Here is a 25979-nt window from a genome sequence, read left to right on the forward strand (position 1 = left end):
GGTGTCGAACGCACCTCGAAGGTCATCAATTCGCTCAAGGGCGGATTCGGCGGCGCATTCGAGCTGGACGGGCTCGATGGCAAGGACAACGGCTACATCTCGGGCGTCAGCACGCCGGTGGAGTACGGCGAGTCCGAGATCGACGTCACGGTACTGCGGTACGCGCTGCGCCGGGACTCCGGCGGTCCGGGGAGATGGCGTGGCGGTCTCGGTCGAGAGCTGGTGTTCCGCATCGACTCCGACGGCAGCAACGTGCTGGCCAGAGGGCTCGAGCGGTTCGTGTTCCGCCCCTGGGGCGTTGCGGGCGGCAAGCCGGCAGCTCCCTCCGAACTGGTGGTCAACGAGGGCAGACCGGATGAGGCCCGGTATCAGAAGATCGACATGCTCGAGCTCTCCCGCGGCGATACGGTCACCGTGCGGGTGCCAGGCGGCGGCGGCTACGGAGATCCCTTCCTGCGTGATCCGGAGGAGGTGCTCGTCGATGTGCGGCAGGACCTCGTCTCCATCGAGAGCGCCCGGACCGACTACGGGGTCGTGTTCGTCGCGGGCAACGGTCCGGTGGAAATCGATCTGCCCGCGACGGTCGCTCTGCGGGCTTCGACAGCTCGTCGGCCCGCGGAGCTGGACGGGCGGGTGACCTACGACGTGGGTGACGAGCGTCGCGCCTGGGAGGCGGTGTTCTCCCCGGCGTGGTACGAGCGGTTCGTGGCGACGCTGTTCGGGCTGCCGCCGGCGGAGCGCACGCCGCGACGCGCGACGCTGTTCGATGCGGTGCTCGCGGTGCTTCCGGCCGGCTTCCCGCTGCCGGGCGGGACTGAACGGGAACGGCAGGATGCCGCCGCGGTGGCCGAGCGCCTGCTCGCGCAGCTCGAGGCGGACCTCGCCGCCCGGACCGCATCCGCGTAATGGGGCCGTCATTCGATCCGGTCGTCGATCCGGTCGTGTTCGGAGCCCTTGCGGCCAAACTCCAGGCGGTCGCCGTGCAGATGAGTTTTGCACTCAAGCGAACCAGCCGATCGTTGTACGTCAAAGACGGCGAGGACTTTTGCGCATCCATCATGGGCCTCGACGGTCTGCTGCTGACGGCACCGGACACCGTGGGATCCACATTGCTGACCCTGGTCGACGCGACAGAGGCGATCGCCGCGGTCCCGGACCTGGCTCCCGGTGACGTCATCATCGCCAACGACGCCCACACCTCCGGCGCCCTCTCGACGCATCTTGCCGACCTGCACGTCATCGAGCCCTACTACGTCGAGGGCGAGCTGGTGGGCTACGGCTGGGCGTTCGTGCACTCCTCGGACATCGGCGGCAGGGTTCCGAGCAGCATTTCGCCGTTCAACACGGATGTCTACCAGGAGGGCCTGCAGCTGCCGCCGGTGCGCCTGGTGAAGGGCGGGGAAATCGACGATGAGATCGAGGCGCTCATCCGACGCAATTCGCGCACGCCCGACGCCAACTCGGCCGACATCCGCGCCATGCTCGCGGCGCTGCGGCTGGGCCATCGCGCCGTGACCGACCTGGTCGCCGAGTACGGGAGTCATACGTTCTTGGCGGCGCAGCGCGACATCCTCGGGTATTCGGAGCGGCGCGCGAGGGACATCTTCACCTCCCTACCACCGGGACGGCATCGGTTCAGCGACTATCTCGATGACGACGCTCTGAGCCCCTACCCGGTGCGGTACGCGGTCGCCCTGGAGGTGGATGAGGCGGGCGGTCTTACCGTGGACTTCACCGGTACAGACCCGCAGGTGTCGTCCGCGTTCAATATCGTGAGCAAAGGGCGGCCGCATCCCATGCTCACCGGTCGCGTTCGTTCGTCGTTGGTCACGCTCGACCCCGCTTTCCCCAACGACGCGGGCCAGGTGCGTGCAGTGACGGTGATCGCCCCGGAGGGAACGATCGTCAACGCGGTGCACCCCGCGGCCGTGGGAGTCCGTCACGGTTCCGCCGTGCGGGTGAGCGATGCGCTCGGCGGAGCGTTTCTCGCCATGGCACCGCAGGTGATGCCGGCGGCCGGCAGCGGCGTCGTCGTTCCGGTGGTCGTCTCCCAGCGGCGCGGGCACGCGCGGGGCTCGCAAGTGCTCACCCGCCTCTTCGGCGGCTTCGGCGCCGCAAATGGGCTGGACGGTCACGATGGTAAGGACAACGGCTACAGCAACCTCGCCTCGAGTCCTGTCGAGACGGCAGAGGCGGAGCTGCGTCTCACCGTGTTGGATTACAGCCTGCGTCCGGACTCCGGGGGTCCCGGCCGGTGGCGCGGGGGAGTGGGGCGCCAGCTCACCTTCCGCGTCGATGAGGACGGAACGCAGGTATTGGCCAGGGGGCTGGAGCGTTTTGTCTTCCGACCGTGGGGTGCGAACGGTGGGCGGCCGGGTGCGCCGACCGAGGTGATCGTCAATGCCGGCCGATCGGTCGAACAGCGGCACCGGAAGATCGACGTGCTGTATCTCGACGCGGGCGACACCATCACCTTCCGCACGCCGGGCGGAGGCGGCTTCGGCGATCCGTTTCTTCGGGAACCGGCCAGCGTCCTCTCGGATGTGCGTCGCGGCCTGGTCGGCTGGGAGAGCGCACGCCGCGACTACGGAGTGGCCCTCGGCGGCGGCCCGGGCACTGAGACCATCGATGAGGCGGCGACCGCCCGAGCGCGCGCCGGGCATGTTGTCGTCGCCGGCGGGATCGACGTCGGGGTCGAACGCCGTCGCTGGGCGACGGTCTTCACCGAGGACTGGCACGATCGCTTCGCGGCCGCGCTGCTCGCCAACGGGGTGGGTCAGAGTCCGCGCCTCCGGGATGGGCTCTACGACTCGGTGTTCGGCCTGCTGCCCGCCGACTTCCCCGTCGCAGAGGCAAGCGCGGAACAGCTCGCGACGGCAGGTGCGGAGGCGGAGAGACTGCTTGTCGAACTCGAGTCGCGATCGGCTCGGTCAGGCTGACGGCATCGGGTGCCCTCGCTCGTCGAGATCGACTGCGACGCCGATCGGGCGCCGGGCCTATCCGTTCGTGACGCCGGTGATCGACTCCGCGATGCGGACGAGACGGGTGCGATCGCTCGCCGAGACCTCGTTCAGGAGCCGCGCGATCCCGTCGTTCACGGTCGCGGCGAGGTGCACCGCGAGCCGCGAACCCTGCGCCGTGAGGGAGACGATGGTGACCCTGGCGTCCTCCGGGGACGTGGTCCTCGCCACGAGCCCCCGGCGTTCCGCGCGGTCGATCAGGCCGGAGACGGACGAGCGATCGAGACCGAGGTACTCGGCGAGCGCGGCCATGCTCGGGGCGCGGTCGCGCAGGATACCGAGCATCCTCAGCTGGGTCACCGACAGCTCGTGCTCCGCCGCCGAGCGGGTGAGCACGGCCGACACGGCAAAGCTCACCTGCACCAGGGCATCGACCACGGGCGCCGTGGCCGACGGGGAAGCGTCTTCGGTCATTCGCCCAGCCTAGTTGATTTAGTTCGTGACACCAACTATATTGATTGGTGTCACGAACTATTTTGAGTGGCGAGGTTCCGAGAGAGGATGAGCCATGCGTGCCGCAGTGGTGAGAACGTTCGACAGTGTCCCGCGATACGAGGAGTTCGCGGGGCCCGTGCCCGCGAACGACCACGAGGAGGTGGTCGAGGTGCTCGCGGCCGGGCTGCATCCACGAGTCCGATCCCAGGCGGACGGCTCGCACTACACCTCGACGGAGGAACTGCCGCTGATCCCGGGAATCGACGGCGTCGGCCGCCGCGCGGACGGGTCGCTCGTCTACTTCATCCTCCCCGACACCGTTTACGGCTCGATGGCCGAGCGCACCGTGATCGACGTCCGCCGCAGCGTGCCGCTGCCCGCCGACGCGGATGCGGTGCTCCTGGCCGCCGCGATGAATCCGGCCATGTCGTCCTGGGTCGCGCTGCGCAAACGGATCGCCTTCGAACCGGGACGGTCCGTGCTCATCCTCGGCGCGACCGGATCCGCGGGGCAGCTGGCCATCCAGGTCGCGAAGCGCCTCGGCGCGAGCCGGGTGGTCGCGGCGGGCCGTGACGCCGATCGCCTCGCCGCCCTCGGAGCGCTCGGGGCGGATGCGACGATCGACCTCGCCGCGGCCCCCGAGCGGGTCGCGGCGCAGTTGGCCGCCGAGGCGGCCGACGTCGACGTCGTCCTCGACTACCTCTGGGGGGCACCGGCCGAGTCGGCCATCATGCCCCTGCTGACGGCGCGCGCGGATCGTGGCAAGCTCCTCTCCTGGATCGAGATCGGGAGCGTTGCCGGCCCGGACATCACCCTGCCCTCCGCGGCCCTGCGGCAGGCGAACGTCCAGTTCCTGGGAAGCGGGCAGGGCTCCGTCACCGCGGCCGGCATCCTCGAGGTCCTGCCCTCGCTGGTCGAGGAGATCGACGCCGGCACCTTCTCGATCGACGTCGTGACCCGGCCGCTCGCCGAGGTCGAACGGATCTGGACCGAGTCGCCGGACCGATCCACCGAGCGGATCGTCTTCGTGCCTGCTTCGTGAAGGGTGCCGCCGGCCGGATGCCGGCTGTCGCTGCGGCGTGACGTCGTTCAGGTTCCCGTCGCGCCGCAGCCGCAGGACTCCCGCAGGACGAGCCGCACCGCGAGCTCGTGGTGGGACGGCCCCGGATCGATTCCGTCGATGAGATCGAAGAGGCGCTCCGTCGCCACCCTGGCCATGTCGTCCGCCGGGACGTGGACCGTGGTGATCCCCGGTGTGGTCAGACGGGAGAGTCCGAAGTCGTCGAAGCCGACGATGGAGACGTCCTGCGGCACCGCGATGCCCCGGGACTTGAGCACCTGGAGGCCGCCGAACGCCATGTCGTCGTTCGCGAACACGATGCCGTCGATCTCCCGCAGCTCCGGCCCGAGCCCGAGCACGGCGTCCGTTCCGGCCTGCTCGCTGAAGTCTCCCTCGACGATCCGACTGGAACCCAGCAGTCCGTGAGCGGCGACGGCGGCGAGGAATCCCTCTCGCCGGTCGATCGCCGTCTGATGGTCCATCGGACCGGTGACGTGCAGCAGCCGCGTTCGCCCGTGCGCCTGGATGAGGTGTTCCGTGATGGACCGGCTGGCCGCGACGTCGTCGATGCCGACGCTCACGGAGGTCGGCAGATAGGGGAAGTTGCCGATCAGCACGAGGGGCAGCCCGCTCTGGCTCAGCCGCTCGATGTTGAGGTCGGTGACGGCGGCGCTGGTGACGATCGCGCCGTCCGCGCTCTTGGAGCGCATCACCCGCTCGTAGGCGGCGAGGCCGTGGGCCTCGTCGGGGTTCGTCGAGACGAGCACCTGGGTGTCGCGTTCGTTGGCCACGGAGGAGACGCCGGTGAGCACGTGCATGAAATAGCTGTGCCCGAAGACGTGCTGGGTGGTGTTCGGCACGATCAGCGCGATCGCACCTGCCCGTTGGCTGCGCAGTGCACGCCCGGCCGAGCTCGGCACGTACCCGAGGCGGGCCGCGGCGGCGCGAACGGCGGTCTTCGTCTTGGCGCTGATCCTCGGGCTGTCCGCCAGGGCCATCGAGGCGGCCGCGGCGGTGATGCCCACCTGCTCGGCGACGTCGCGCAGCTTCACCCGGCTCTGCGCATCCGGAACATCGGTCATGGCCTTCTCGGTTCTGATTCGTGGTTCATCGTTAAAGCACCCGGTAGCAACTTACCCGGGGACGAGGCCCGGTTCGGTCCGCTCTCGGCGCGGATCTCGGCATCGATTCGATTCCTTCGCGGTCGAGGGGGCCGACGACTTGATTCTCGGCTCCGGATGGGGCAATAATCTATTTTAACGATTAAGCAGCTCTCACCGAGCACGGTGGGAGTATTTTTTGACGAGGATGCTTTAACGATAAAGCATTTCCGGTGAATGATCGTGGATCGGATGAGCCCCCTGGCTCCGTCCGATGGCAACCAAGCAGTTCGTCTGTTCATCAGTTCAAAGGAGAGCACAACCATGAAGAGGAAGATCCCGCTCGTCGTCGGAACGGTTGGAGTGATGCTCGCGCTTGCGGCCTGCTCCGGCACGTCCGCATCGAGCCCGTCCGGTGGCAAGGTCACCCTGACGATGTGGACGGGGTTCACCGGCGGCGACCGGCCGGGATACGCGCAGATCGTCAAGGACTACAACGCCTCGCAGGACAAGGTCAAGGTCGTCATGGACGTCGAGCCGTGGGACACCATCCAGCAGAAGCTCCCGTCCGCCTGGCTCACCGGCCAGGGCCCGGACCTCGCCGCTCCCAGCAGCGATCCCAACGTCATCGCCCAGTACGTCAAGACCGGTTCCGTGCTCCCCATCACCGAGACCGGGAGCGGATCGGGCAAGGTGAACGTCGGCGACATCGCACCGGCGCTCATCAAGGAGTTCACCTACAACAAGAAGCTCTACGCGGTGCCCGCCAACTACGCGACCCTCAGCCTCTATTACAACAAGACCGAGTTCGCGGCCGCGGGGATCTCCTCCCCTCCGACGACCCTCGCGGAGTTCAAGGCCGACGCGCAGAAGCTCACGATCGACGGCGGCACCAAGCAATACGGTCTTGCTCTCGCGGACAACAACACGATTCAGATGTGGCCCATCCTCCAGTGGCTCGAGGGCGGTGACATCGTCAACGCGAAGGGCTGCAGCGTGCTGCAGACCTCTGCGGGGCAGAGCAGCCTGAAGGCCTGGAGCGATCTCGTGGTGGACGACAAGGTCGCTCCCGTCGGCCTCACCGGCGCGGAGGCCGATTCGCTCTTCTCCGCTGGCAAGGCCGCGATGGAGATGAACGGGCCGTGGGCGGCATCCGGATTCAAGTCCGCCGGCATCGACCTGGGGATCGCGAAGATCCCGGTGGGTGTCGACGGCGCCGTGACGCTCGGCTCGACGGCGCCGCTCGCCATCTCCGCCAAGACCAAGCACGCGCAGCAGGCACAGGAATTCCTCGCCTACTACACGAGCAAGGCCGTGCAGAAGAAGTTCTCGCTGACCACCGGCTTCCCGCCGGTTCGCACCGATCTCGCCGACGACGCCCAGCTCAAGGCCGATCCCGTCATCTCGATCTTCGCCGCTCAGGTGTCCGACGCGCGTCTCTACCTTCCCCACGTGACGAACGCGACCCAGGTGGATGCGAACGGCTACATCCCGCTCATCGGCCAGATCACCCGGGGTCAGAGCGTCGCGACGCAGACCGCGGCGGCGGCGAAGACCATCAACGCCCTCACGGGGTGCAGTTCATAGTGAGCGCCGAAACGATCAATCGGGGCGGGGTGCGTCCGGGCGGACGCTCCCTGCCCCAGGCGGGACACCGCGACGGAGCGCCGGCGCGGAAGCGCCGCCGCATCCGGTGGCAGCCGGCCTGGATGTTCATGGCACCGAGCCTGCTGATCCTGGGTGTGTTCGTGGTCTGGCCGATCGTCGTCTCGTTCTGGTACAGCCTGCACGACTGGACCATCGGGGCGGCCACGCAGCAGTGGGTCGGATTCGGCAACTACGTGAAGCTGTTCCACGATCCCCAGTTCTGGAACGCCCTGGGCAACACCCTCGAGTTCACGATCGCCTCGGTGGTCATCCTGGTCATCCTGGGTTTCCTCGCCGCGCTCGGGCTCATGAGCGAGGGGCTGTTCAGCCGCATGGTGAGGTCGGTCTTCTTCTTCCCCACCATCGTGTCTCTGACCTCGATCGGCCTCGTCTGGCGATTCCTGCTCGACCCCGACATCGGTCTGGTCGCGGGCCTCACCCAGTTTTTCGGGGCGACGCCCATCGGCTGGCTGCAGTCCACGACGCTGGCGCTGCCGGCCATCATCTTCGTGGACGTGTGGAAGAACGTCGGGTTCACCATGATCATCCTCCTGGCCGGCCTCAAGGGCGTTCCCCAGGAACGATATGAGGCGGCCCGTCTGGACGGCGCCAACGGCCGTCAGCTCGTGCGCTTCGTGACGGTGCCCGGCATCCGTCCGACGCTCCTGTTCGCGACGATGATCCTCACCATCCAATCGCTGCAGGTCTTCGACCTGGTCTACGTGATGACCGGCGGAGGGCCCGTCTTCTCGACGGACACCCTCGTGACGGAGATCTTCCGCGACGGGTTCGTGAACTTCCAGACCGGTTACGCCTCGGCGATCTCCTGGGTGCTGTTCATCGTGATCATGGCGATCTCCGCTTTTCTCCTCCGAGTCTTTAGGTACAACGATGTCGACTGATACGCAGATGTCATCCCGCAGACGCCTCACGCGTCCGCTCGGATCAACCGTCAAATGGATCCTCCTCGGTATCGGGGTGATCTTCGCCCTCGTGCCGTTCATCTGGATGGTCTCCGGGTCCTTCCGCAGCGAGAGCGACCTGTTCCACAATCCGGCGAGCCTCTTCCCGACCTCGTGGACCCTTCACGGCTACGAGGGCGTGTGGAAGCAACTGCCGTTCCTTCGGCTGCTCCTCAACACCTTCGTGTTCGCCGGGGTGACGACCGTGTTGTGCCTGTTGTTCGACTCGATGTGCGCCTATGCCCTCGCCCGTCTCCGTTTCCGCGGGAGGACGCTGTGCTTCTGGCTGGTGATCGCGACGCTGATGGTGCCCTTCCAGGTCACCCTGATCCCCGTGTTCATCGAGCTCTTCCACCTGAACTGGCTCAACACCTACCAGGGCCTCATCATCCCCCGGGCGACCAGCGCGTTCGGGATCTTCCTGCTGCGTCAGTTCTTCATCAGCATCCCGACGGAGCTCGACGAGGCCGCTCGGATCGATGGCGCGGGTCATTTCCGCATCTACTGGAATGTCATCCTTCCGCTTGCCAAGCCCGCGCTGGCCACGGTCGCCCTGCTGAACTTCATGAACCTCTGGAACGACCTGCTCTGGCCGCTCGTGATCACCAGCTCGTCCACGATGCGCACCCTGCCCGCCGGGCTGACGCTGTTCGGCGGCCAGCACGTGACCGACCACGCCGTGCTCCTGGCCGGGGCGACGATCTCGCTGCTTCCCCTGGCGCTCGCCTTCTTCTTCGCTCAACGCTATTTCGTCGCGGGTGTCGCGACGACCGGACTGAAATGACGTCATGAACTCCGACTTCCTCAAGGGCTCCTTCACCTGGATCGCGGGAATCGAGGACACCTGTGTGTACCCGCCGAGCGGTTTCGGCATGCAGTCCCTCGACGAGTACGACCTGACCGAGCACACGCTCCACTGGCGCGATGACCTGACACTGGCCAGGGACCTCGGCGCGACGGCGGTGCGCTACGGGGTCAACTGGCCCCTGGTGCACACGGGGCGGGACTCCTTCGACTGGTCCTTCCTCGACGAACGCCTGCGGTTCGCCCACGAGGAACTGGGGCTGACCGTGATCGCCGACCTCGTCCACTACGGAACCCCGACCTGGCTGGAGGGCTCGTTCGCCGATCCGGGTTATCCCGAGGCCATCGAGGCCTTCGCCGGAGAGTTCGCCGCTCGTTATCGCGGGATCGTCGATCACCTCACGCCCCTCAACGAGCCGTTGACCACGGCCTCCTTCTGTGGGCTACGCGGCGTCTGGCCGCCGGCCCTCACCGGCTGGGCAGGCTGGACGACCGTCGTCATGGGCATGGTCCACGGGATGCGGCGGACGATCTCCGCGGTGCGCGCGGCGAACCCGGATGCGGTCATCGTGCACGTGGAGGCATCCTCGCTCTACCGGGCGTCGGAGACCGAACTGGAGCTGCGCGCGGCGCTGCTCCACTCGCTGGGGATGCTGCCGACCGACCTGCTGCTCGGCAGGGTCACCCGCGATCACGACATGCACGGATGGCTGGTGGAGCACGGGGCCGACCCGGATGCGCTCGCCTCGTTCACGGAGGACGTGCCCGTCGTCGACCTCATGGGCGTGAACTACTACCCCGATCTGTCGCCGAGAACGCTCATGCGCATCGATGGCGAGGTCGCCCAGATCGCGACCAACAGATGGCAGGAGGGGCTCACGACGAGCCTCACGCACTTCGCGGAGCGGTATGGCATTCCGGTCCTCATCACCGAGACGAGCATCGAGGGAGACGACGACGTTCGCGCGGAGTGGCTCGACGACTCCGCGCGGGCCGTGTCGGAGCTCCGCGAGGAGGGGCTCGACATCCGCGGGTACACCTGGTGGCCGCTGCTCGACTTCGTCGACTGGTCGTATGCCTCCGGAGGCCGGAACGTGGAGGAGTTCCTCCTGGTCGCGACCCTCGCGGACGGCGCCGATGTGCCGTCCGCCCAGACGGCGATCTCCGCGGATCCCCTCCTGGGCAAGACGGCGTTCCTGCGGAGGATGGGGCTCATCCGGCTCGAGGAATCCGCGGACGGGAGCCTCGAGCGGATCCCCACGATCGCGGCGACGCATTTCCGCGAGCTCTCGCGCGGACCGGCGGCTGTCGTGGGGGACGCCGATGCGTGAACCGGCCTACGGCGGCTACTTCGCCGACCCCTTCCTCCTGCGCACCCCCGAGGGGTTCGTCGCATACGGCACCGGCCGCCCGGGAACGAGCGCCGCGGGCTCGTTCACCGCGCTCGTCTCCGAGGATCTGCGGTCGTGGCGTTCGGCTGGCCCCGTGCTCCGCGGGCCGGACGGGGCGCTGGGAACCGACTACTGGGCGCCGGAGGTGGTCTACGCCGATGGCGTCTATTGGATGTACTACTCGGTGGGCCACGGGATCGTCGGGCACCATCTCCGCGTGGCGCGGGCCGAGTCCGCGCTCGGCCCGTTCATCGACGCCGGGGTGAACCTCACGACGGACCTGCCGTTCGCCATCGATCCCCACCCCTTTCGCGATCGGGACGGCACCTGGTACCTCTACTTCGCCAGGGACGTGCTCGACGCGGAACGACCGGGCACGCATCTGGCCGTGATGCGTCTGAGCGGCATGACCGGTGTCGAGCCGGAGATCCTGCCCATCCTCAGCCCGAACGCCGACTGGCAGATCTATCGGCGGGATCGGCCGATGTACGGACGTCGTCTCGACTGGCACACCCTCGAGGGCCCCTCGGTCGTCGCCCAGGACGGCAGGTACTACCTGTTCTTCTCCGGGGGATCGTGGGAGGGCCCCGACTACGGGGTCTCCTATGCCACGTCCGCGAGCCCGCTCGGGCCGTGGACCCATGCGTCGACCGAGCGGCCCGTGGTGCTGAGCACAGCCATCACCGGCCTCGCCGGCCCCGGCCACAACAGCCTGCTGCGGCTCGATGGCGGACCGGATCTGATCGCCTTCCACGCCTGGGACGCCGGGATGACCACCAGGAGCATGTACATCGACCGACTGCGATGGTCGAACGGGGTTCCGGGCGTGGTCGACTGTCCGCCTCCCCACCACCGATCCCTCGGCAGCTGAACGGGACGAAGGTCGGTCGGGTCAGGCTCGCGTCTCGACCGATTGCGGCGCAGCGTTCTCAGCCGATCAGCCGATCAGCTGATCGGCAAGAGCGAGGATGAGCGCGCCAGCCGCGGGTTCGACATCGGCTTCGCCGCCGAGCACCTGTTCCAGAACCAGGATGGCCGCACCGACGACGGGGGGACGGCCGACCATTCTCACCTCGATCGCCGGGTTGACGCTCCTGAGCCCGCGCTCGACCGGTTCGACGAGCGTGGGATGTCCGGCGGCGAGCACACTGCCACCCAGAACGACCGGGATCGGCACCGCGGTGAGGCCGAGTCGCTGCATGGCGACACGACCGAGAGCGACGATCTCCTCGGCCTGACGATGGACCACCGCCAGCGCGACGGCGTCACCCGCTTCGGCAGCGGCGAACAGTCCGGGCGGCAACTCCGCGACGATGGCGGGATCGATCTCTCCCAGATGCAAGCCGCAGTAGGCCTCGTAGACAGTATGTGTGCCGAATATCTCGGTGACCACGGAACGCAGCAGGGTATCAGGGCCCCTGCCGTCCTCCGCGCGGGCGGCGCTCCACAGGATCTCCTCGGCGAGATCGGTCCCGCCTCCCCAATCGCCGCTCAGCCGGCCAAGCGCAGGGAACCGGGTTACGCTCCCGGACGCGGATGTCCCCACGCAGTTGAGGCCGGTTCCGCAGACGATCGCGATCGCATCGGGGGCATCCGTCCCCGCGCGGAGCAGGGCGAAGGTGTCATTGGCGAGGGTGAACGATCGCGCCCACTCCCGCGTCCTCAACTGGACAGCGAAGCGCTCCTCCTCCTGCGGCAGGTCCATCCCCGTGAGATACACGCCGGCATGATGCACGTCAGCGGCCGTCGCACCCCCGTCGGCCAACAGGCGAGCGACGAGCGAGTCCAGCACGCCGAGGGCGTCGGCAACGCCGTCGACCTGCGGCAGGCAACGGGGACCCCTGGCGACCGCGTGGACCACGCCGTAGGCATCGAACAGCAGACCGTGGGTCTTCGTCCCCCCTCCGTCGATGGCCAGCAGCATCACTGCGCCCAGTCGAGATGGGCGGCGTTCAGCGAGATCAGCTCGTCCGTGAGGTAGTCGGCCTGGCCGATCTGACCGACGAGCGGGTTGGCGAGCAGCGCGCGGAAGACCCGCTCCCGGCCGCCGTGGATGGCGGCGTCGATCGCCAGTTCCTCGTAGGCGGAGGCGTGCGACACCAGTCCTGAGAAGAGCGGTTCGAGAGGGGCGGTAGACACGGGGACCACTCCGGCGGCGGAGACGGTGGCCGGCACCTCGACCACGGCGTCATCCGAGAGGGAGGGAAAGAGACCGTTGTTGCGGAGGTTCACCACCTGGACATCCCCCCGGTCAGACCAGAGGCTCGCCATGACGTCGACGGCCGCCTCCGAGTAATACGCGCCCCCGCGGAGTTCGAGCTGTGCCGGCTTGGTATCGAGCTGTGGATCCGCGTAGACCGCGAGCAGCTCCCGTTCGACGTCGGCGACGATCTGAGCCCTGGGCGTCGAGACGCGGAGCTGTTCGACCACCTCGTCGTGCTGATAGTAGTAATGCAGATAATAGGAGGGAACGACCCCCAGCTCCCGAAGCACCCTGGCCGGGATCCGAGTCTCCTCGGCCAGTTCCTCCGACCTCTCCTCCAACAGACGCGGCAGCACGTCGACGCCGTCGAGGCGGATCTGCCGTTCCCAGCTCAGGTGGTTGAGGCCGACGTGGTCGAGGGAGACCCGGTCGGGGGAGACGTCGAGGGCGGCGGCGAACTTCCGTTGAAAGCCGATCGCGACGTTGCACAGCCCCACCGCGCGGTGCCCGGCGTCGAGGAGCGCGCGGGTCACGATGCCGACCGGATTGGTGAAGTCGATGATCCACGCGGTGCTCTTGGCGTGACGGCGCACCTGTTCGGCAATCTCCAGGACTCGCGGCACCGTCCTGAGCGCCTTCGCCAGGCCACCGGCCCCGGTCGTCTCCTGTCCGAGGCAGCCGCAGGGCAGCGGGAAGGTCTCATCGACGAGACGGGCGGCCTGCCCGCCGATGCGCAGCTGGATGAGCACGAAGTCGGCGTCGGCGACGGCTGCGACCACGTCGCTCGTCCAGGTCACCTTTCCCGGATGTCCTTCGCGCCGGAACATCCGTTCCGCGAGCGGCCCGATCAGGGCGAGGCGGTCGGCCGCGACGTCCATCAGGCAGAGCTCGTCGACCGGAAGGAGGGAGCGCAGGCGGGCCAGTCCATCCACGAGTTCCGGCGTGTAGGTGGACCCCCCGCCGATGACAGCGATTTTCACGAGTTGAGGCCTTTCTGCAGAGTTTGAAGTTCGCGCCAGCCGATCAGGGTGATGTCGCTGTCGGCGATGAGGGATCGCATGTCGGGGTCGTTGAACAACCGCAGCTCGAAGACGCGTTTACGCCAGTCGGCGCTGAGATCCCGGATCTCGTCCGATTCGACGAACGGATGCATGTAGACCTCGGTGACACCCGTCGGGATCGAGGCGATCATCTCGATCCACTCCGCCTTGACCGACTCGTAGGTCTCTTCTGCGGCGAGATGGAAGGGGCGGGTCCAGAGATAGTCGGGAATGATCACACCGAGGCGATCGGCCTTCTCCGCCTGCTCGAGGCATCGTCTGGCGAGGGCCGCGGCCGTCTCCGGATCGTCGCTCAGCCCGTCGCTGTAGCGGGGGAGGCGGAAGGGCAGGCCGTATTCCGCGCACAGCGTCAGGACGGTCTCGAGGAAATCGCGGCCCGTCGCGAGGCCGTACAGGCTGCCCATGTGGTTGTCGGCATGGGTGGGTGCGAGACCGAGTCCGATCGCGCGGTCGATCTGAGCCCGCGACTCCCTGCGCACCTCGTCATCGTTCGCCCGGACCTCGACGGGGGCGATGTCGCTCGGAAAGTAGCCGAACTCGTCGACGAGGCTGGCGCTCTCCGCCGTCGTGATGGGGCCCCAGCGATAGTTCGTCCACTCGCTCGTGAAGGTCAGATGGATGCCGACGTCGAAAGAGGGATTGGCGATCGCGGTGGCGACGGCATTCGGCGCCCACCCGCAGGGCATCATGACGGTGGTCGAGGAGATCCCTCCGCCGGCCAGCAGAGAGGTGATCCCGAGGTTGGCCGATCGGCACATCCCGTAGTCGTCGGCGTTGAGGATCAGCAGCCGATCGGCGGTCGAATAGCCGAGCTGTTCAGCGAGGGTCATGATTTCCTTTCGGTGGATGCCAGGCCACGACCTCCCGCAGGATGGGTTCGGCGCTCATGGCGAGAAGAGCGGCGCCGTCGAGCGCGTCGCCACGGGGAGCGGCGACCCGGAGCGACGGGAGTCGCTCGGTGAGCGCCGCGAGGAAGCGGGGCAGGAAGGGCGAGCCGGCGGAGAGCAGTCCCCCGGTGTAGGAGAAGGCGGCAGGACCATCGAGGTGGCGCGTCGCGATCTCCACGGTGTCGACCAGGTCGGTCAGGGCCTCGTCGCGAATCCGCACGGCGACGATGTCGGCATCGTCGGCCGCATCCAGAACGTCTCTGGCGAAGCTCGCGATCATGGCCACCGGATTGTCGGTTCGATAGATTTCGCTCCAGGACCGGCTGAATTCGCCGAATCGGCGCGTCCAGAGCTCCAGGAGGAGCGGGGACCCCCCGGATGCGCCGTCCAGGGTTCGGAAGACGCTGGCGAGGCCCTCACGCCCGATCTGCCACCCGCTGCCCCTGTCGCCGGAATGAGGGCCCCAGCCGTCGGTGCGGTGCACCTGTCCCTTGGCATCGAGAGTCATCGCGATCGTCCCGGTTCCGGCCGCCAGGACGACGCCGGTGACCGGTCCGAGCGCTCCGAGGAACGAGGTGACCATGTCGCTCGAGATGACGGCCTCGGCTCCGGGAAAGACGGCTCGCACCGTGTCGGCCAGAGTCCTCTCGGCGACTGCGTCGGGAACGTAAACGCCGTTGAGCGCGAGCACCACCCGATCCGGCTCCGTCTGCGCGAAACGATCGAATGCGCCGATCAATCGTGCCCGCATCTCCGCGGGGCCACCCGGCTCGCCGATGATGGGCAGACCGGGCAGCGTGGCCTCTCGTTCGATGCCCGCCGAGGTGACCTGCGCGATCCTGGTTTTGCTCTTTCCCCCGTCGACGACGAGCGCCGAGAAGAAGTCAGCGCTCATGGGGACCCTGCGCGCGGGGGGTTCGTCCCGCTATGAGGGACGGCTGGGACGAGGGGGCGTTCTCGTCGCTGGCGAAGCGATAGCGATCCCCTCGATAGATCGCGTCGAGGAACTCCACGATGCGGCCGTCGGACGAGTAGCGCGTGCTCTGGATATAGAAGGCGGGCGAATGAACGGGAACCCCCAGTTGTTCGGCCTCCACCTCGTTGATCACCGTCGCACGGACGATACGCGCCGATCGGCCGATCTGGATGCCGTAGTGCTCGCGCAGAAGGTCGTAGAACGACCCGGAGTCCAGGTCGTCCGCGGAGAGGCCGGGGACGAGGTCCACCGGCACATGGATTCGTTCAAGGGCAACCGGTTCGTCGTTGGCGAGGCGCACCCTGACCGCTCTCACGATCTTGCTTCCCGGTGAGATCATGAGCCGCTCGGCGTTACGCGCTCCGGCGTCCTGGACGGCGAAGGAGACCGTCCGGCTGCCCGCCCGCATGCCGTGTCGGGCGAGTTCCTCGTGGAAGGACTCTTCGCCGCTCGGATTGATGAACTGACCCTTGGTGATGAACGTTCCCCGACCGGCCAGCTTCGTCACCTCGCCAGAGTCCACCAGCTGATCGATGGCTCTGCGCAGAGTCATCCGCGCGACGCCGAGGCGTTCTGCCAGCACCCGCTCGGCTGGCAGGGCGGCGCCGTCCGGCAGCGTATCGACGAGATCGAGCAGGGCGGCCTGGAGGCGATCCTGTCGGTCGGCGTTGACGGACTCTGGAGTCCCGGTCATGTCACTTCTTTCGTCGTCTCAGGCAATTATGTACCTCTGGTCTAGCATCCAGAAAGCCGTAACACGATGTTAACGCGATTTTCCGGGCTTTTGCTTGTATCTGATTAGACCGCTGGTCTACTTTGTCCTCTAAACGATCCCCGCTCTCGTGTCCTCATGGCGGGTGTCGGCCTCACCCTCTTGTCTACCAAAGGAGCACAGTGCGCACATCCATCCTGCCCGCGATCGCCGCCGCGGCCGCGGCCGCGTTATTGCTGAGCGGCTGCGCCGCCGGAACGTCGGAAAGCAGCGGCAAGACGACGACCCTCACGATCGAAAGCTGGCGCACGGAAGACGTCGCCCTGTGGAAATCCAAGATCATCCCCGCCTTCGAGAAGGAGCATCCCGACATCAAGCTCGTTTTCTCTCCCACCCAGAGCGAGAACTACGACTCGACGCTCACCTCCAAACTCGAGGGCGGCACCGCGGGGGACATCGTCAGCTGCCGTGCTTACGACGACCTGCGTCGGAACGCCGCGAAGGGGTACTTCTCCAAAATCGACGGTCTCGCCGGGCTCGACAACTTCTCCAAACTGGCGCTGAGCGCCTGGCAGGATGACAAGGGAACCCAGTACTGCGTCCCCGTCGCCTCGGTCACCGCCGGTGTCTTCTACAACGCCGACATCCTGAAGAAGCTCGACCTCACGGTGCCAACGACGACCGCCCAGCTCATGACCGATCTCAAGGCGATCAAGAGCGATGGCGAATACTCGGGGGTCGCCCAGGGGACGTCGGTTGCCTGGGATCTGTCCTATCTGCTGCTCAGCAACATCGGCCAGAACTACTACAAGGGCGAGACCGGCAGACAGGGGCTCATCGACGGCACGAAGAAGGTCACCGATCCCGGTTTCGTCAACGCGCTGACCATGATCGACAGGCTGCAACCATATTTTCCTGCGAACTACTCCAGCATGACGATCGACGATGCGCGGGCGCAGTTCGCGGCGGGGAAAGCGGCCTTCTACATCAGCGGCTCCTACGAGATATCGTCGCTGACCGACCTGCCATTCACTCTCGGAGTGACCGCGCCTCCTCTGCCGAAGGCCGGGGACCAGCTCTACGTGCAGGACCACCCAGACATGGCCTACGGGATCAATGCGAAGAGCAAGAACAAGGCGGCTGCCAAGACCTTCCTCTCCTGGACGGCGACTCCGGCGTTCGCGAAGCTCTACGTCAATGCCCTGCCCGGCTTCCTGAGCATGCAGAAGTCGACGATCCCGATGACAAACTCTCTCGCCAAGAAGTTCGCCTCCATCCGAGCGAGCGCCAAGACCAGCCCGCGGCTGGGGCTCGATCGGCTCAGTGCGGGCAGCCCGACGTTCGAGCTGGAGATCATGCGGCTGATGCAGAAGATGCTGAACGACCCGAGCAGCGAATCGCCCGCCCAGGTCGCGACTGAACTGCAGAGCGGGCTCGCACAGTGGTACGGACCGCAGAAGGCGAAGTAGCAGAACTCCGCCAGCATCGCGGGTCGTCGTGGCCGTTCCCGAGCATGGGCGACCACGACGGCCGGCTCACCCGACAGAACCAACCGCTGCCAGAAGGAAATCGTGTTCAATCGCCGTCGTTCTCTGATCTATCTGGGCCTCTTCGCCGGTCCGGCCCTTGCGGTATTCCTCCTTTTCGCCGTTGCGCCGCTCGTCGGCACCCTGGGGCTCGGCTTCTTCAGCGGCGCGACCGGACAGGACCGGTTCGTCGGCCTCGAGAACTTCATCAACATCCTGACCGGTCCCGTCGATGGACCACGGTTCTGGAATGCGCTCCTCAACAACGTCGAGTTCTTCGCGATCCACCTCGTGGTCGAACTGCCCATCGGCCTCGGCCTCGCGGCGCTGCTCTCCTCCGGCGTGCTGCGCCGTTCGACCGGCGTCTACCGCACGCTGATCTTCATCCCGACCACTCTCTCCGTGGTCATCGTGGCCTTCATCTGGCGCATGATCATCAACCCGCTCTGGGGCCTGGTCGACTTCCCCCTGCTCGCCGATACCCACACGGCGTTGCCCACCATCGCGCTCATGTCCGTGTGGCAATACGTGGGGATCCCCATGATCTTCCTCTACACGGCTCTCATCGCCGTCCCGGAGGAGGTGGTCGAGGCCGCGCGACTCGACGGAGCCAATGGATGGCGGGTCTTCTGGCAGGTGAAATTCCCTCTGATCGCCCCCCAGTTCGCGATCATCGCCATCCTCACCTTCATCGCCACGTTCAACGGGTTCGACATCATCTACACCCTCGCCGGCGCCTCGGCGGGTCCCGACTACTCGACGGACATCCTGGGCACCTACTTCTATCGGACCTTCTTCGGGTCTGGGGCGTCCCTGTCGGATCCGAATCGGGGCGCAGCCGTGGCCGGCCTCATCTTCCTCATCCTGCTCATCGTGACGGCGCTGTACTTCTGGGCCCTCCAGCGGCGCACCGCCAGAGCAAACCGACTGGAGCGTTGACCCATGACCACCGCTATTTCGCGAACATCCTCGACGATTCACCGCCGCAAACGTCCGAGCGGGGCGCAGATCATCGTCCACCTTGTCCTCATCGTCGCGGTCGTCGTCGCGCTGTACCCCGTGCTGCTCGTGCTCATGGACTCGTTCAAGTCCAAGGCGGCCATCTACTCCTCGCCATTCGCCGTGCCGACCGCCGGCACCTTCAGCTTGGACGGCTACATCTCGGTGTTCACGGAGGGAGACTTCGGCCGGTATTACCTGAACAGCATCATCGTGACGGTCGTCTCGGTCGTGCTCGTGGTGGTGTTGAGCTCCCTCGCGGCGTTCGGTCTCAGCGAGTACCGGGTGCGGCTCAATCCCGTGACGATGGCGATCTTCGTCGTCGGGATCATGCTGCCGATCCGTCTGGGAACGGTGGCGCTTCTCAAGATGATGTCGGCATGGGGGCTCGTCAACACGCTCACCTCGCTCATCATCATCTACGTCGCCTCCTCGCTTCCGCTGGCCGTCGTGCTCATGTCCACCTATATGCGCACCGTGCCGGACGAGCTCAAGGAGGCGGCGCGCATCGACGGCGCCAACGAATGGCGCGTCTTCACCCTCATCGCGCCGTTGACACGCCCAGGCATGGCCGCGGTGGCCTCGGTCACGATGCTGCCGATCTGGAATGACCTGTGGTTTCCCCTCATCCTCGCTCCCGGCGAATCGACCCAGACCGTGACCCTCGGCGTGCAGCAGTTCGTCGGTCAGTTCTCCAGCGACTGGAGCGCCCTGCTCGCGGCGCTGACCATGGGAGCCGTCCCCCTCATCGCCCTGTTCGCCATCTTCTCGCGACAGTTCATCGCCGGGCTCAGCCAGGGCATCGGCAAGTAGGTGAGCGCGCTCTTTCACAACGCTCGCGTCATCGCCCACCACGGAGTGCTCGATCATGGCTGGGTCAGGGTGAGCGGCGGCCTCATCGTCGGTCTCGGCGAGGGCGCCCCTCCGCCAGAAGCCGGTGGAGAGGCCGTTCTGGATCTGGGAGGGGCGATCCTCGGCCCAGGGTTCATCGACCTGCACATTCACGGCGCCGTCGGACACGACCTGATGACGGCCTCGCCGGACGGCTTCGCCGAGGTGGCGCGCTTCTTGGCGAGCCACGGGGTGACCGCCTTCCTGGCCGCGACCTACTCGCAGTCGCCGGAGGCTCTCCGTTCCGCGGCTCTGTCCATCGCGCGCAATGCCGGCACCGAGTTCGACGGGGCACGGCTGCTCGGCGCCTATCTCGAGGGTCCCTATTTCAGCGAGCGCCGCAGGGGGGCGCACGGAGCGGCCCATCTGCGGGCACCCGATAGGGGCGAGGTCCAGGCGCTGATCGACACCGGCGGGATCCTGGTGATGTCGCACGCCCCGGAGCTCCTCGGCAGCGAGTGGCTCAGCTCGGCGTTGACGGAGGCGGGGATTGTGGTCGCCGTCGGTCACACCGACGCCACGGCGGCGGAGATCGCCGTCGCCGTCGACCGCGGCGCGACGCTCGTCACCCACCTCTTCAACGGGATGCGGGGAATCCATCATCGAGAACCGGGGACCGCCGGCGCCGCACTGGTCAACGACGGCCTCGTCTGCGAGCTCATCGGCGACGGCGTCCACCTGGTGCCGGAGATCCTGGACCTGGTCTGGCGGGTCAAGGGCGGCGACCGGATCGCCCTGGTCACGGATGGCGGTCCCGGCATGGGGCTCGCGGACACGGCGGTGGGCGGGCGGGTCGCGAGGCTGACCGACGGCACCCTCAGCTCGAGCAACATGGCACTCGATCACGGCGTCCGGACTCTGTCCCGTGCCACCGGCGCACCGCTTGAGGAGATCTGGCCGTCGGCGAGCACCGTCCCCGCCAGGGTGCTCGGAATGCAGAACAGCACGGGGTCGATCGCCGTCGGCCTCGCCGCCGACCTCGTCAGTCTCGATGGGGCCGGGGCCGTGCAGCTCACCGTGGTCGGCGGTCGGGTGGTCTTCCGGGGCGGTGCCTTCTCGTGACCCTGCGAATCGGCATCGTGGGATCGGGCCGGATGGCCTCTGTCCATGTGGCCGCGTGGCGGCGTGCGGGTCAGACGGTGTCTCTCGTCTTCTCACCATCGCCCGAGTCGCGACGCCGGTTCTCCGAGGCGCACGGCCTCCCGTCGGTCTCGAGCCTCGAAGAGGTCGCCGCCGGCTGCGACGTGATCGACGTCTGCACTCCCACCGACACGCACTGCCGGATCGTCGTCGCGGCGGCCACTCTCGGAAGGCACGTCGTCGTCGAGAAGCCGATCGCCCTGACGGTCGAGGAGGCCGAAAGGATGAGTGAGGCCTGTCGCCTGGCGGGGGTCGCCCTGCTCGTCGCCCATGTCGCACGATTCGATCCGCGCATCCGCCTGGTGCACGAGCGGGCGGCGGCCGGCGAGCTGGGGAACCTCGCCGTCATGCGGTTTCAGCGACTCTCCGGTCCCACGACCGGCTCGGCCGCGGACTGGCTGGGCGACGACGCCCGTTCCGGCGGGGTGATCCTCGACCTGATGATCCACGACATCGATCTCGCCTGCTGGCTCGCCGGGCCGGTCACCCACGTCGATGCGGCGACCGTCGGCTCAGGGATTTCCCAGCACGCGATTGCCGCCCTGAGCCACGCTTCCGGGACGATCACCTCGCTTGAGGCCTCCTGGAGCAGGCCGATCGGGGACTTCCGCACCTTCTTCGAGATCGTCGGCGATCGAGCCACGGCGCAATCGGTCGACCCTGGCGTCAGGAGCGCGGGCATCACCCTGCCCTTCGACGGGGCGGATGCCGTCTACGCCGCGCAGTTCCTGCATTTCGCCCTGGTCCTCGAGGGGCGCGCCGAACCGGTCGTCACCGAAGCGGAGGCGACCGTCGCGCTCGCCGTGGCCCTCGCGGCGACCAGATCCGCGAGAACCGCTCGTCCCGTCCTCGTCGGTGGGGCATCGTGAGAATCGGGTTCGCCGGAATCGTCCATGTGCACGCCATCGACTATGCGGCCTCCCTGCGCCGTCTCGGACACGAGGTCGTCGGAGCCTTCGATGCGGATGCCGTCGCCCTCGCGGCCTGGTGCGCGCGCTCAGCCGTTCCCGCGTCTTCGCTCGAGGACCTCCTGGAATCGGCGGAAGCGATGATCGTGACCTCGGCGACGAACGAGCATCTGACCTACGCGGTGAGGATCGCCTCCGCCGGGTTGCCCATTCTGATGGAGAAACCCCTGGCCACCTCCCTCCCCGATGCCGCCGAGATCGTCCGGGTCTGCGCCGAGGCCGGGGTTACCCTCATGACGGCGCTGCCGATGCGGTTCTCCGCCGCCGCGATCGGCATCCGGGAGTGGATGGCCGGGGGAGCCGCCGGAGACGTCCTCTGCCTCAGCGGGGTGAATCAGAGTCTCTATCCTGCCGTCGAAGCCGACTGGTTCGCGGATGCCGAACGCGCGGGAGGCGGCGCGGTGATGGACCATGTCGTCCACCTGGCCGACCTCTACTCCTGGTGGCTCGACGCCGCACCCACCAGGGTGCACGGCACGATGAACAGCGTGCTGTACCCGGACGCCGGAGTCGACACGGCGTGTCTCGTTACTCTGCGCTATCCCGGTGGGCAGCTGGCGATCATCGACGCGAGCTGGAGCAGACCCCAGAACGATGTCGTCTTCGGCACCTTCGCGGTCACCATCACCTGCGGCGCCGGCGTCGTCGACGTCGATGCGATGGCCGACCATGTGGTCGTCGTTGATGCCGAGACGAGCCGGACGAGCTGGATCTTCGCCTCGGACGGCCCAGCGGAGACCATGCTCGCCGAATTCGTCGCGGCGGCGCTCGAAGACCGCGAGCCGAGCGTCACCGGGGCGGACGGTCTGCGTGCCTCCGCGGTCGCGCTCGCCGCGCGCGACTCGTGGCGCGCACCGGCCCGATAACAACGACCCAAAGGAAACGACCATGGAAATTGTCATCATGCCGTCAGCGGAGCACGTCGGCCGGTTCGCGGCGGAGAGGGTTGTCCGCCTCGTGGCCAGGCGCCCGCAGGCCGTGCTCGGCCTCGCAACGGGATCGAGTCCATCGGCGGCGTACAGCGAGCTGGCGCGACGAAGGGCGAAGGGGATCGACTTCTCTCGTGTGCGCGGTTTCGCCCTTGACGAATACGTCGGCATTCCTCGTGAGGCGCCGCAGAGCTATTTCTCCGTCGTGCGTACGGAGATCGTCGAGCCGTTGGGAATGGACCCCTCCCTGATCAGGGTGCCGGACGGCCTTGCCGTCGACCTGGAGGCGGCCTGCGCGGAATATGACGCCGCCATCGCGGCAGCCGGCGGCATCGACCTGCAGATCCTCGGCATTGGGGGAAACGGTCACATCGGATTCAACGAACCGACCTCGTCGCTCTCGTCGCGAACCAGGCCGAAGGCGCTGGCGCCTCGGACCAGGAGGGATAACGCTCGGTTCTTCGCCGCCGAAGCGGACGTCCCGGAGTACTGCGTGACGCAGGGACTCGGGACGATTCTGGAGGCGGCTGAGTTGCTTCTCGTCGCTCAGGGAGAAGACAAGGCGGAGGCGATCGCGCGTGCGGTGGAGGGTCCGCTGTCCAGTTTCGTTCCCGCGTCCGTGCTGCAGCTGCATCCGAGGGCACTCGTCATCATCGACGAGACGGCGGCCAGCGGACTGCGGAACTCCGACTATTACCGACATGCGCTCGGATCCGAGGCGGACCGATGGGTTTAGCCACCGGGATGAAGCGGACGCTCACCTCGTCGGCGGATCCCGCCGGATGTCGGGCAGCTCGATCGGTCTCGTCGTGGTCTCCTCGTCTTCGAGGCCGCCGTCACCGAAGAACGGGTCGCTCGGCGGCCGGTCGTCCTCGAGACCACTGTGCCCCTGGACCTCGCGGCGGCGGCCGGGGATGACCGTCAGGGTGCCCGTCTCGCTCGAGGCGAGCCCGTGGCGATCGAGCACCTTGCGGCGCTCCTCGATGAGGAACTCGCGGTTGGCGTTCTGCGCATCCATGAAAATGGTGGTCCTCGAGGCCAGGATGCGGCGGACCCGCCGATGCTCCCAATACCGCTTGCCGACCACCATGAGCACCAGGCCGGCGACGGCATAACAGACCAGCATGACGATGCCCCGACCGAAACCGGGTCCGACACCGTACAGCTCCCGTTTGAGCATCTCGGTGATCCCGCTGCCGACGACCACATGATTCAACCAGGCGAAGGGCTCCGGCATGAACCAGGCGGGGAAGGCCGCCCCGGATGACGGCACGGAGAGGAACACGAAGATGACCAGCGCCGGCATGGCGATGAACCGTCCGAAGAAGTAGCTCAGGCCGTTCACCGTGATCCCGATCGCCACGATCCAGGCCCAGGCCATCAGGGAGAGCACCACGAAGTGGCCGTGCACGGCGCCGATGACGGGACCGGCGAGAAGGTTGGTGACCAGGGAGATGATGAGCCCGCCACCGACGATCACCGCCAGCCTGGTGCGGTGCTTCAGCGGGGCGCCCATCATGCCGATGAACATGGCGACCATATATCCGCCGATGCACCAGGCGAGGGTGAGGTAGAGCGACACCGTTCCGAACTCGTCCCAGGCGGGCAGGGGGACGAGGTTGTCCACCGTGGCCGTGACGCCGGCGGCGGCGAGCACCGGTTCGAGCAGGGTCGGCATGATCGTCGCGAGCTGGACCTGGTGGGCGCTCGCCACGTAGATCGTGGCGGACGCCCCGTCGTAGGCCAGACCGACCCGGCCGCGGATCACGGCCTCCTTCGCGCCGCCGACGGTGTCGAAGTCGACGATGCGAACGGCGTCTCCGAGGGTATCGCCGACCCGATTCTGCAGCGCCTGGCTGCTGGAGACGAAGCCGACCGGCACCTCGTGGGGGGTCGGCTGATGGAACGCCGCGATGTAGCAGAGGCAGAACATCACGATGAAGAACAACGGAAGCCACAATTGCAGCCCGATCAGTTGCAGCGAGGGGTGCAGCGTCGAGTACCACCGTCGATAGGCGTTCGGTTCGTGCCGTCTGGTCTCCGCGCTGCCGGTCATGGTCTCCCGTTGTCAGATGCCTGTGTCCTTGGGCAAGTTTACCGATCCGGCGATTCACCCAGGTAGGCTGACGGGGCGAAGGGGAGTATCCCACCGCGTCGCACTCGTCATCACGGACGGCACCGTTGTCGTCCCGGGCGCGGCGGCATCACGGATCCTCGTGGTGCGGGAGAGACTTTCGGGCCTCCGGCATGCGCTCCAGGGAGCACGCAGCCGAACCCGACCGAAAGGCCCCGCCATGGGACTTCAGCTTCCCCTCCCGTTCGAGATCACCACCTTCGTCCTGCTCATCGGCATCGTCGTGGCTGACCTGATCCTCGCCTACAAGCGGCCGCACATCCCCAGCACCCGCGAATCCAGCCTCTGGGTCGGTTTCTACGTGCTGCTGGCGCTCGTCTTCGCGGTGCTCATGTTCTTCTTCGGGGGCACGGAGCACGCCGGCCAGTTCATCGCGGGCTGGCTCACCGAATACAGCCTGTCGATCGACAACCTCTTCGTCTTCGTCATCATCATGACCCGGTTCTCGGTGCCGAGGAAGTTCCAGCAGGAGGTGCTCATGGTGGGCATCATCATCGCGCTCGTGCTGCGCGGCATCTTCATCCTGCTCGGGGCATCGCTCATCGAGAACTTCAGCTGGATCTTCTACATCTTCGGTGCCTTCCTTCTCTACACGGCCATCCAGCAGACCTTCCAGAACAGCGAGGAGATGGATCAGAAGGAGAACGGGGTCATCCGGCTGCTGAGGAGGCGCATCCCGATCGCCGGCGAGTTCGACGGCTCCAAGCTGCGCACCGTCGTCGACGGCAGACGCATCTTCACCCCGATCATCGTGGTCTTCATCTCGATCGGGACGACGGACCTCGTGTTCGCCCTCGACTCGATCCCGGCGATCTTCGGCATCACGACGAGCGCCTTCATCGTCTTCACCGCCAACGTGTTCGCCCTGATGGGGCTCAGGCAGCTCTACTTCCTGCTCGGCGATCTCATCGAGAAGCTCGTGTACCTCAAGTACGGCATCGCCGTCATCCTCGCCTTCATCGGGGTCAAGCTCATCGCCCACGCCCTGCACAGCAACGAGCTGCCGTTCGTCAACGGCGGGGAGGGCTTCGACTGGGCGCCGGAGATCCCGACGCTGGTCTCGCTCGGCGTCATCGTGGTCTCGATGGGGATCGCCGTCGGCGCGAGCCTGATCAAACTGCGGCTGGACCGGCG

Annotated in this window: 24 protein-coding genes; 16 read left to right on the forward strand and 8 right to left on the reverse strand. The window is 67.0% G+C overall.

Translation table 11 applies throughout. The annotated features are described in order from the left end of the window. Both VGC18_RS08350 and VGC18_RS08355 read left to right on the forward strand, forming a co-directional pair. A partial coding sequence (locus VGC18_RS08350) for a hydantoinase B/oxoprolinase family protein (protein WP_331096199.1) occupies positions 1 to 906 on the forward strand: 906 nt, incomplete at its 5' end. Continuing rightward, positions 906 to 2939 (forward strand): hydantoinase B/oxoprolinase family protein, encoded by a 2034-nt coding sequence (locus VGC18_RS08355; RefSeq protein WP_331096201.1) that lies wholly within the window; start codon positions 906 to 908, stop codon positions 2937 to 2939. The genes VGC18_RS08350 and VGC18_RS08355, both read left to right, overlap by 1 nt. A 57-nt stretch (positions 2940 to 2996) precedes the next feature. Here the strand turns inward: VGC18_RS08355 and VGC18_RS08360 are convergent, their stop codons facing one another. Then, complete coding sequence (locus VGC18_RS08360; RefSeq protein WP_331096203.1) at positions 2997 to 3434, reverse strand: MarR family winged helix-turn-helix transcriptional regulator; 438 nt, start codon at positions 3432 to 3434, stop codon at positions 2997 to 2999. A gap of 94 nt (positions 3435 to 3528) precedes the next feature. On the opposite strand from VGC18_RS08360, the gene VGC18_RS08365 reads away from it, so the two are divergent. Next, positions 3529 to 4497 carry a zinc-binding alcohol dehydrogenase family protein gene (locus VGC18_RS08365; RefSeq protein WP_331096205.1) on the forward strand — a complete coding sequence of 323 codons (969 nt, stop codon included), beginning with the start codon at positions 3529 to 3531 and terminating at the stop codon, positions 4495 to 4497. Between the two features lie 47 nt (positions 4498 to 4544). Here VGC18_RS08365 and VGC18_RS08370 read toward each other — a convergent pair whose 3' ends face one another. Next, positions 4545 to 5597, reverse strand: coding sequence for a LacI family DNA-binding transcriptional regulator (locus VGC18_RS08370; RefSeq protein WP_331096207.1), 1053 nt, complete (start codon positions 5595 to 5597; stop codon positions 4545 to 4547). A gap of 342 nt (positions 5598 to 5939) precedes the next feature. On the opposite strand from VGC18_RS08370, the gene VGC18_RS08375 reads away from it, so the two are divergent. Genes VGC18_RS08375 through VGC18_RS08395 form a run of 5 tightly spaced genes read left to right on the forward strand, consistent with a single transcriptional unit; the run spans position 5940 to position 11290 of the window. Next, positions 5940 to 7202, forward strand: a complete 1263-nt coding sequence (locus VGC18_RS08375) for an ABC transporter substrate-binding protein (protein WP_331096209.1) — start codon at positions 5940 to 5942, stop codon at positions 7200 to 7202. Next, complete coding sequence (locus VGC18_RS08380; protein ID WP_331096210.1) at positions 7202 to 8164, forward strand: sugar ABC transporter permease; 963 nt, start codon at positions 7202 to 7204, stop codon at positions 8162 to 8164. Before VGC18_RS08375 ends, VGC18_RS08380 begins: the two co-directional genes overlap by 1 nt. Before the next feature lie 7 nt (positions 8165 to 8171). Beyond that, positions 8172 to 9008 carry a carbohydrate ABC transporter permease gene (locus VGC18_RS08385; RefSeq protein ID WP_331096212.1) on the forward strand — a complete coding sequence of 279 codons (837 nt, stop codon included), beginning with the start codon at positions 8172 to 8174 and terminating at the stop codon, positions 9006 to 9008. 4 nt (positions 9009 to 9012) lie between these two features. Next, on the forward strand, positions 9013 to 10359 hold the full coding sequence (locus VGC18_RS08390; protein WP_331096213.1) for a family 1 glycosylhydrolase: 1347 nt from the start codon (positions 9013 to 9015) through the stop codon (positions 10357 to 10359). Then, complete coding sequence (locus VGC18_RS08395; RefSeq protein WP_331096215.1) at positions 10352 to 11290, forward strand: glycoside hydrolase family 43 protein; 939 nt, start codon at positions 10352 to 10354, stop codon at positions 11288 to 11290. Before VGC18_RS08390 ends, VGC18_RS08395 begins: the two co-directional genes overlap by 8 nt. Positions 11291 to 11356: 66 nt before the next feature. Here VGC18_RS08395 and VGC18_RS08400 read toward each other — a convergent pair whose 3' ends face one another. From VGC18_RS08400 to VGC18_RS08420, 5 genes are read right to left on the reverse strand one after another with little or no spacing between them, the layout of a single operon-like run. Then, positions 11357 to 12343, reverse strand: coding sequence for an N-acetylglucosamine kinase (locus VGC18_RS08400; RefSeq protein ID WP_331096242.1), 987 nt, complete (start codon positions 12341 to 12343; stop codon positions 11357 to 11359). Continuing rightward, the gene (locus VGC18_RS08405) at positions 12343 to 13602 is read right to left on the reverse strand and encodes a 6-phospho-beta-glucosidase (RefSeq protein ID WP_331096217.1); all 1260 of its coding nucleotides are present in this window, start codon (positions 13600 to 13602) and stop codon (positions 12343 to 12345) included. Before VGC18_RS08405 ends, VGC18_RS08400 begins: the two co-directional genes overlap by 1 nt. Further along, positions 13599 to 14513: a polysaccharide deacetylase family protein gene (locus VGC18_RS08410; RefSeq protein WP_331096219.1), complete on the reverse strand. Its 915-nt coding sequence runs from the start codon at positions 14511 to 14513 to the stop codon at positions 13599 to 13601. The genes VGC18_RS08405 and VGC18_RS08410 overlap by 4 nt, the downstream gene beginning before the upstream one ends. Continuing rightward, positions 14500 to 15465 carry an N-acetylglucosamine kinase gene (locus VGC18_RS08415; protein ID WP_331096221.1) on the reverse strand — a complete coding sequence of 322 codons (966 nt, stop codon included), beginning with the start codon at positions 15463 to 15465 and terminating at the stop codon, positions 14500 to 14502. Before VGC18_RS08415 ends, VGC18_RS08410 begins: the two co-directional genes overlap by 14 nt. After that, positions 15455 to 16240, reverse strand: a complete 786-nt coding sequence (locus tag VGC18_RS08420; protein WP_331096223.1) for a GntR family transcriptional regulator — start codon at positions 16238 to 16240, stop codon at positions 15455 to 15457. The genes VGC18_RS08415 and VGC18_RS08420 overlap by 11 nt, the downstream gene beginning before the upstream one ends. A gap of 200 nt (positions 16241 to 16440) precedes the next feature. On the opposite strand from VGC18_RS08420, the gene VGC18_RS08425 reads away from it, so the two are divergent. From VGC18_RS08425 to nagB, 7 genes are all read left to right on the forward strand, one after another. Beyond that, positions 16441 to 17727, forward strand: a complete 1287-nt coding sequence (locus VGC18_RS08425; RefSeq protein WP_331096225.1) for an ABC transporter substrate-binding protein — start codon at positions 16441 to 16443, stop codon at positions 17725 to 17727. A 102-nt stretch (positions 17728 to 17829) separates the two neighbouring features. After that, complete coding sequence (locus VGC18_RS08430; protein WP_331096227.1) at positions 17830 to 18723, forward strand: sugar ABC transporter permease; 894 nt, start codon at positions 17830 to 17832, stop codon at positions 18721 to 18723. A gap of 3 nt (positions 18724 to 18726) precedes the next feature. Continuing rightward, positions 18727 to 19596: a carbohydrate ABC transporter permease gene (locus VGC18_RS08435; RefSeq protein WP_331096229.1), complete on the forward strand. Its 870-nt coding sequence runs from the start codon at positions 18727 to 18729 to the stop codon at positions 19594 to 19596. After that, positions 19597 to 20736, forward strand: a complete 1140-nt coding sequence (gene nagA / locus VGC18_RS08440) for an N-acetylglucosamine-6-phosphate deacetylase (protein ID WP_331096231.1) — start codon at positions 19597 to 19599, stop codon at positions 20734 to 20736. Beyond that, positions 20733 to 21683 carry a Gfo/Idh/MocA family oxidoreductase gene (locus VGC18_RS08445; RefSeq protein WP_331096233.1) on the forward strand — a complete coding sequence of 317 codons (951 nt, stop codon included), beginning with the start codon at positions 20733 to 20735 and terminating at the stop codon, positions 21681 to 21683. The genes nagA and VGC18_RS08445 overlap by 4 nt, the downstream gene beginning before the upstream one ends. Continuing rightward, entirely contained in the window at positions 21680 to 22648 is a 969-nt protein-coding gene (locus VGC18_RS08450; RefSeq protein ID WP_331096235.1) for a Gfo/Idh/MocA family oxidoreductase, read from the forward strand. The genes VGC18_RS08445 and VGC18_RS08450 overlap by 4 nt, the downstream gene beginning before the upstream one ends. 22 nt (positions 22649 to 22670) lie before the next feature. Further along, positions 22671 to 23447, forward strand: a complete 777-nt coding sequence (gene nagB / locus VGC18_RS08455) for a glucosamine-6-phosphate deaminase (protein ID WP_331096237.1) — start codon at positions 22671 to 22673, stop codon at positions 23445 to 23447. 21 nt (positions 23448 to 23468) lie between these two features. Here the strand turns inward: nagB and VGC18_RS08460 are convergent, their stop codons facing one another. Further along, positions 23469 to 24767 (reverse strand): ABC transporter permease, encoded by a 1299-nt coding sequence (locus VGC18_RS08460; RefSeq protein WP_331096239.1) that lies wholly within the window; start codon positions 24765 to 24767, stop codon positions 23469 to 23471. 238 nt (positions 24768 to 25005) lie between these two features. Here VGC18_RS08460 and VGC18_RS08465 point away from each other — a divergent pair. Beyond that, positions 25006 to 25979 (forward strand): TerC family protein (locus VGC18_RS08465; RefSeq protein ID WP_331096241.1); only part of this gene is annotated, 974 nt, incomplete at its 3' end.

Origin of the sequence: Lacisediminihabitans sp., from assembly GCF_036404185.1 — a bacterium.
Taxonomy (GTDB): Bacteria; Actinomycetota; Actinomycetes; order Actinomycetales; family Microbacteriaceae; genus Lacisediminihabitans.

What these genes read in the sequence shown, in the direction of transcription:
- VGC18_RS08385 (WP_331096212.1), top strand. Translation starts at nt 8,172, where the DNA reads ATGTCATCCCGCAGACGCCTCACGCGTCCGCTCGGATCAACCGTCAAA.
- VGC18_RS08415 (WP_331096221.1), bottom strand. Translation starts at nt 15,465, where the DNA reads ATGAGCGCTGACTTCTTCTCGGCGCTCGTCGTCGACGGGGGAAAGAGC.
- VGC18_RS08395 (WP_331096215.1), top strand. Translation starts at nt 10,352, where the DNA reads ATGCGTGAACCGGCCTACGGCGGCTACTTCGCCGACCCCTTCCTCCTG.
- nagB (WP_331096237.1), top strand. Translation starts at nt 22,671, where the DNA reads ATGGAAATTGTCATCATGCCGTCAGCGGAGCACGTCGGCCGGTTCGCG.
- VGC18_RS08400 (WP_331096242.1), bottom strand. Translation starts at nt 12,343, where the DNA reads ATGCTGCTGGCCATCGACGGAGGGGGGACGAAGACCCACGGTCTGCTG.
- VGC18_RS08420 (WP_331096223.1), bottom strand. Translation starts at nt 16,240, where the DNA reads ATGACCGGGACTCCAGAGTCCGTCAACGCCGACCGACAGGATCGCCTC.
- VGC18_RS08370 (WP_331096207.1), bottom strand. Translation starts at nt 5,597, where the DNA reads ATGACCGATGTTCCGGATGCGCAGAGCCGGGTGAAGCTGCGCGACGTC.
- VGC18_RS08435 (WP_331096229.1), top strand. Translation starts at nt 18,727, where the DNA reads ATGACCACCGCTATTTCGCGAACATCCTCGACGATTCACCGCCGCAAA.
- VGC18_RS08460 (WP_331096239.1), bottom strand. Translation starts at nt 24,767, where the DNA reads ATGACCGGCAGCGCGGAGACCAGACGGCACGAACCGAACGCCTATCGA.
- VGC18_RS08390 (WP_331096213.1), top strand. Translation starts at nt 9,013, where the DNA reads ATGAACTCCGACTTCCTCAAGGGCTCCTTCACCTGGATCGCGGGAATC.
- VGC18_RS08375 (WP_331096209.1), top strand. Translation starts at nt 5,940, where the DNA reads ATGAAGAGGAAGATCCCGCTCGTCGTCGGAACGGTTGGAGTGATGCTC.
- VGC18_RS08365 (WP_331096205.1), top strand. Translation starts at nt 3,529, where the DNA reads ATGCGTGCCGCAGTGGTGAGAACGTTCGACAGTGTCCCGCGATACGAG.
- VGC18_RS08360 (WP_331096203.1), bottom strand. Translation starts at nt 3,434, where the DNA reads ATGACCGAAGACGCTTCCCCGTCGGCCACGGCGCCCGTGGTCGATGCC.
- VGC18_RS08410 (WP_331096219.1), bottom strand. Translation starts at nt 14,513, where the DNA reads ATGACCCTCGCTGAACAGCTCGGCTATTCGACCGCCGATCGGCTGCTG.
- VGC18_RS08355 (WP_331096201.1), top strand. Translation starts at nt 906, where the DNA reads ATGGGGCCGTCATTCGATCCGGTCGTCGATCCGGTCGTGTTCGGAGCC.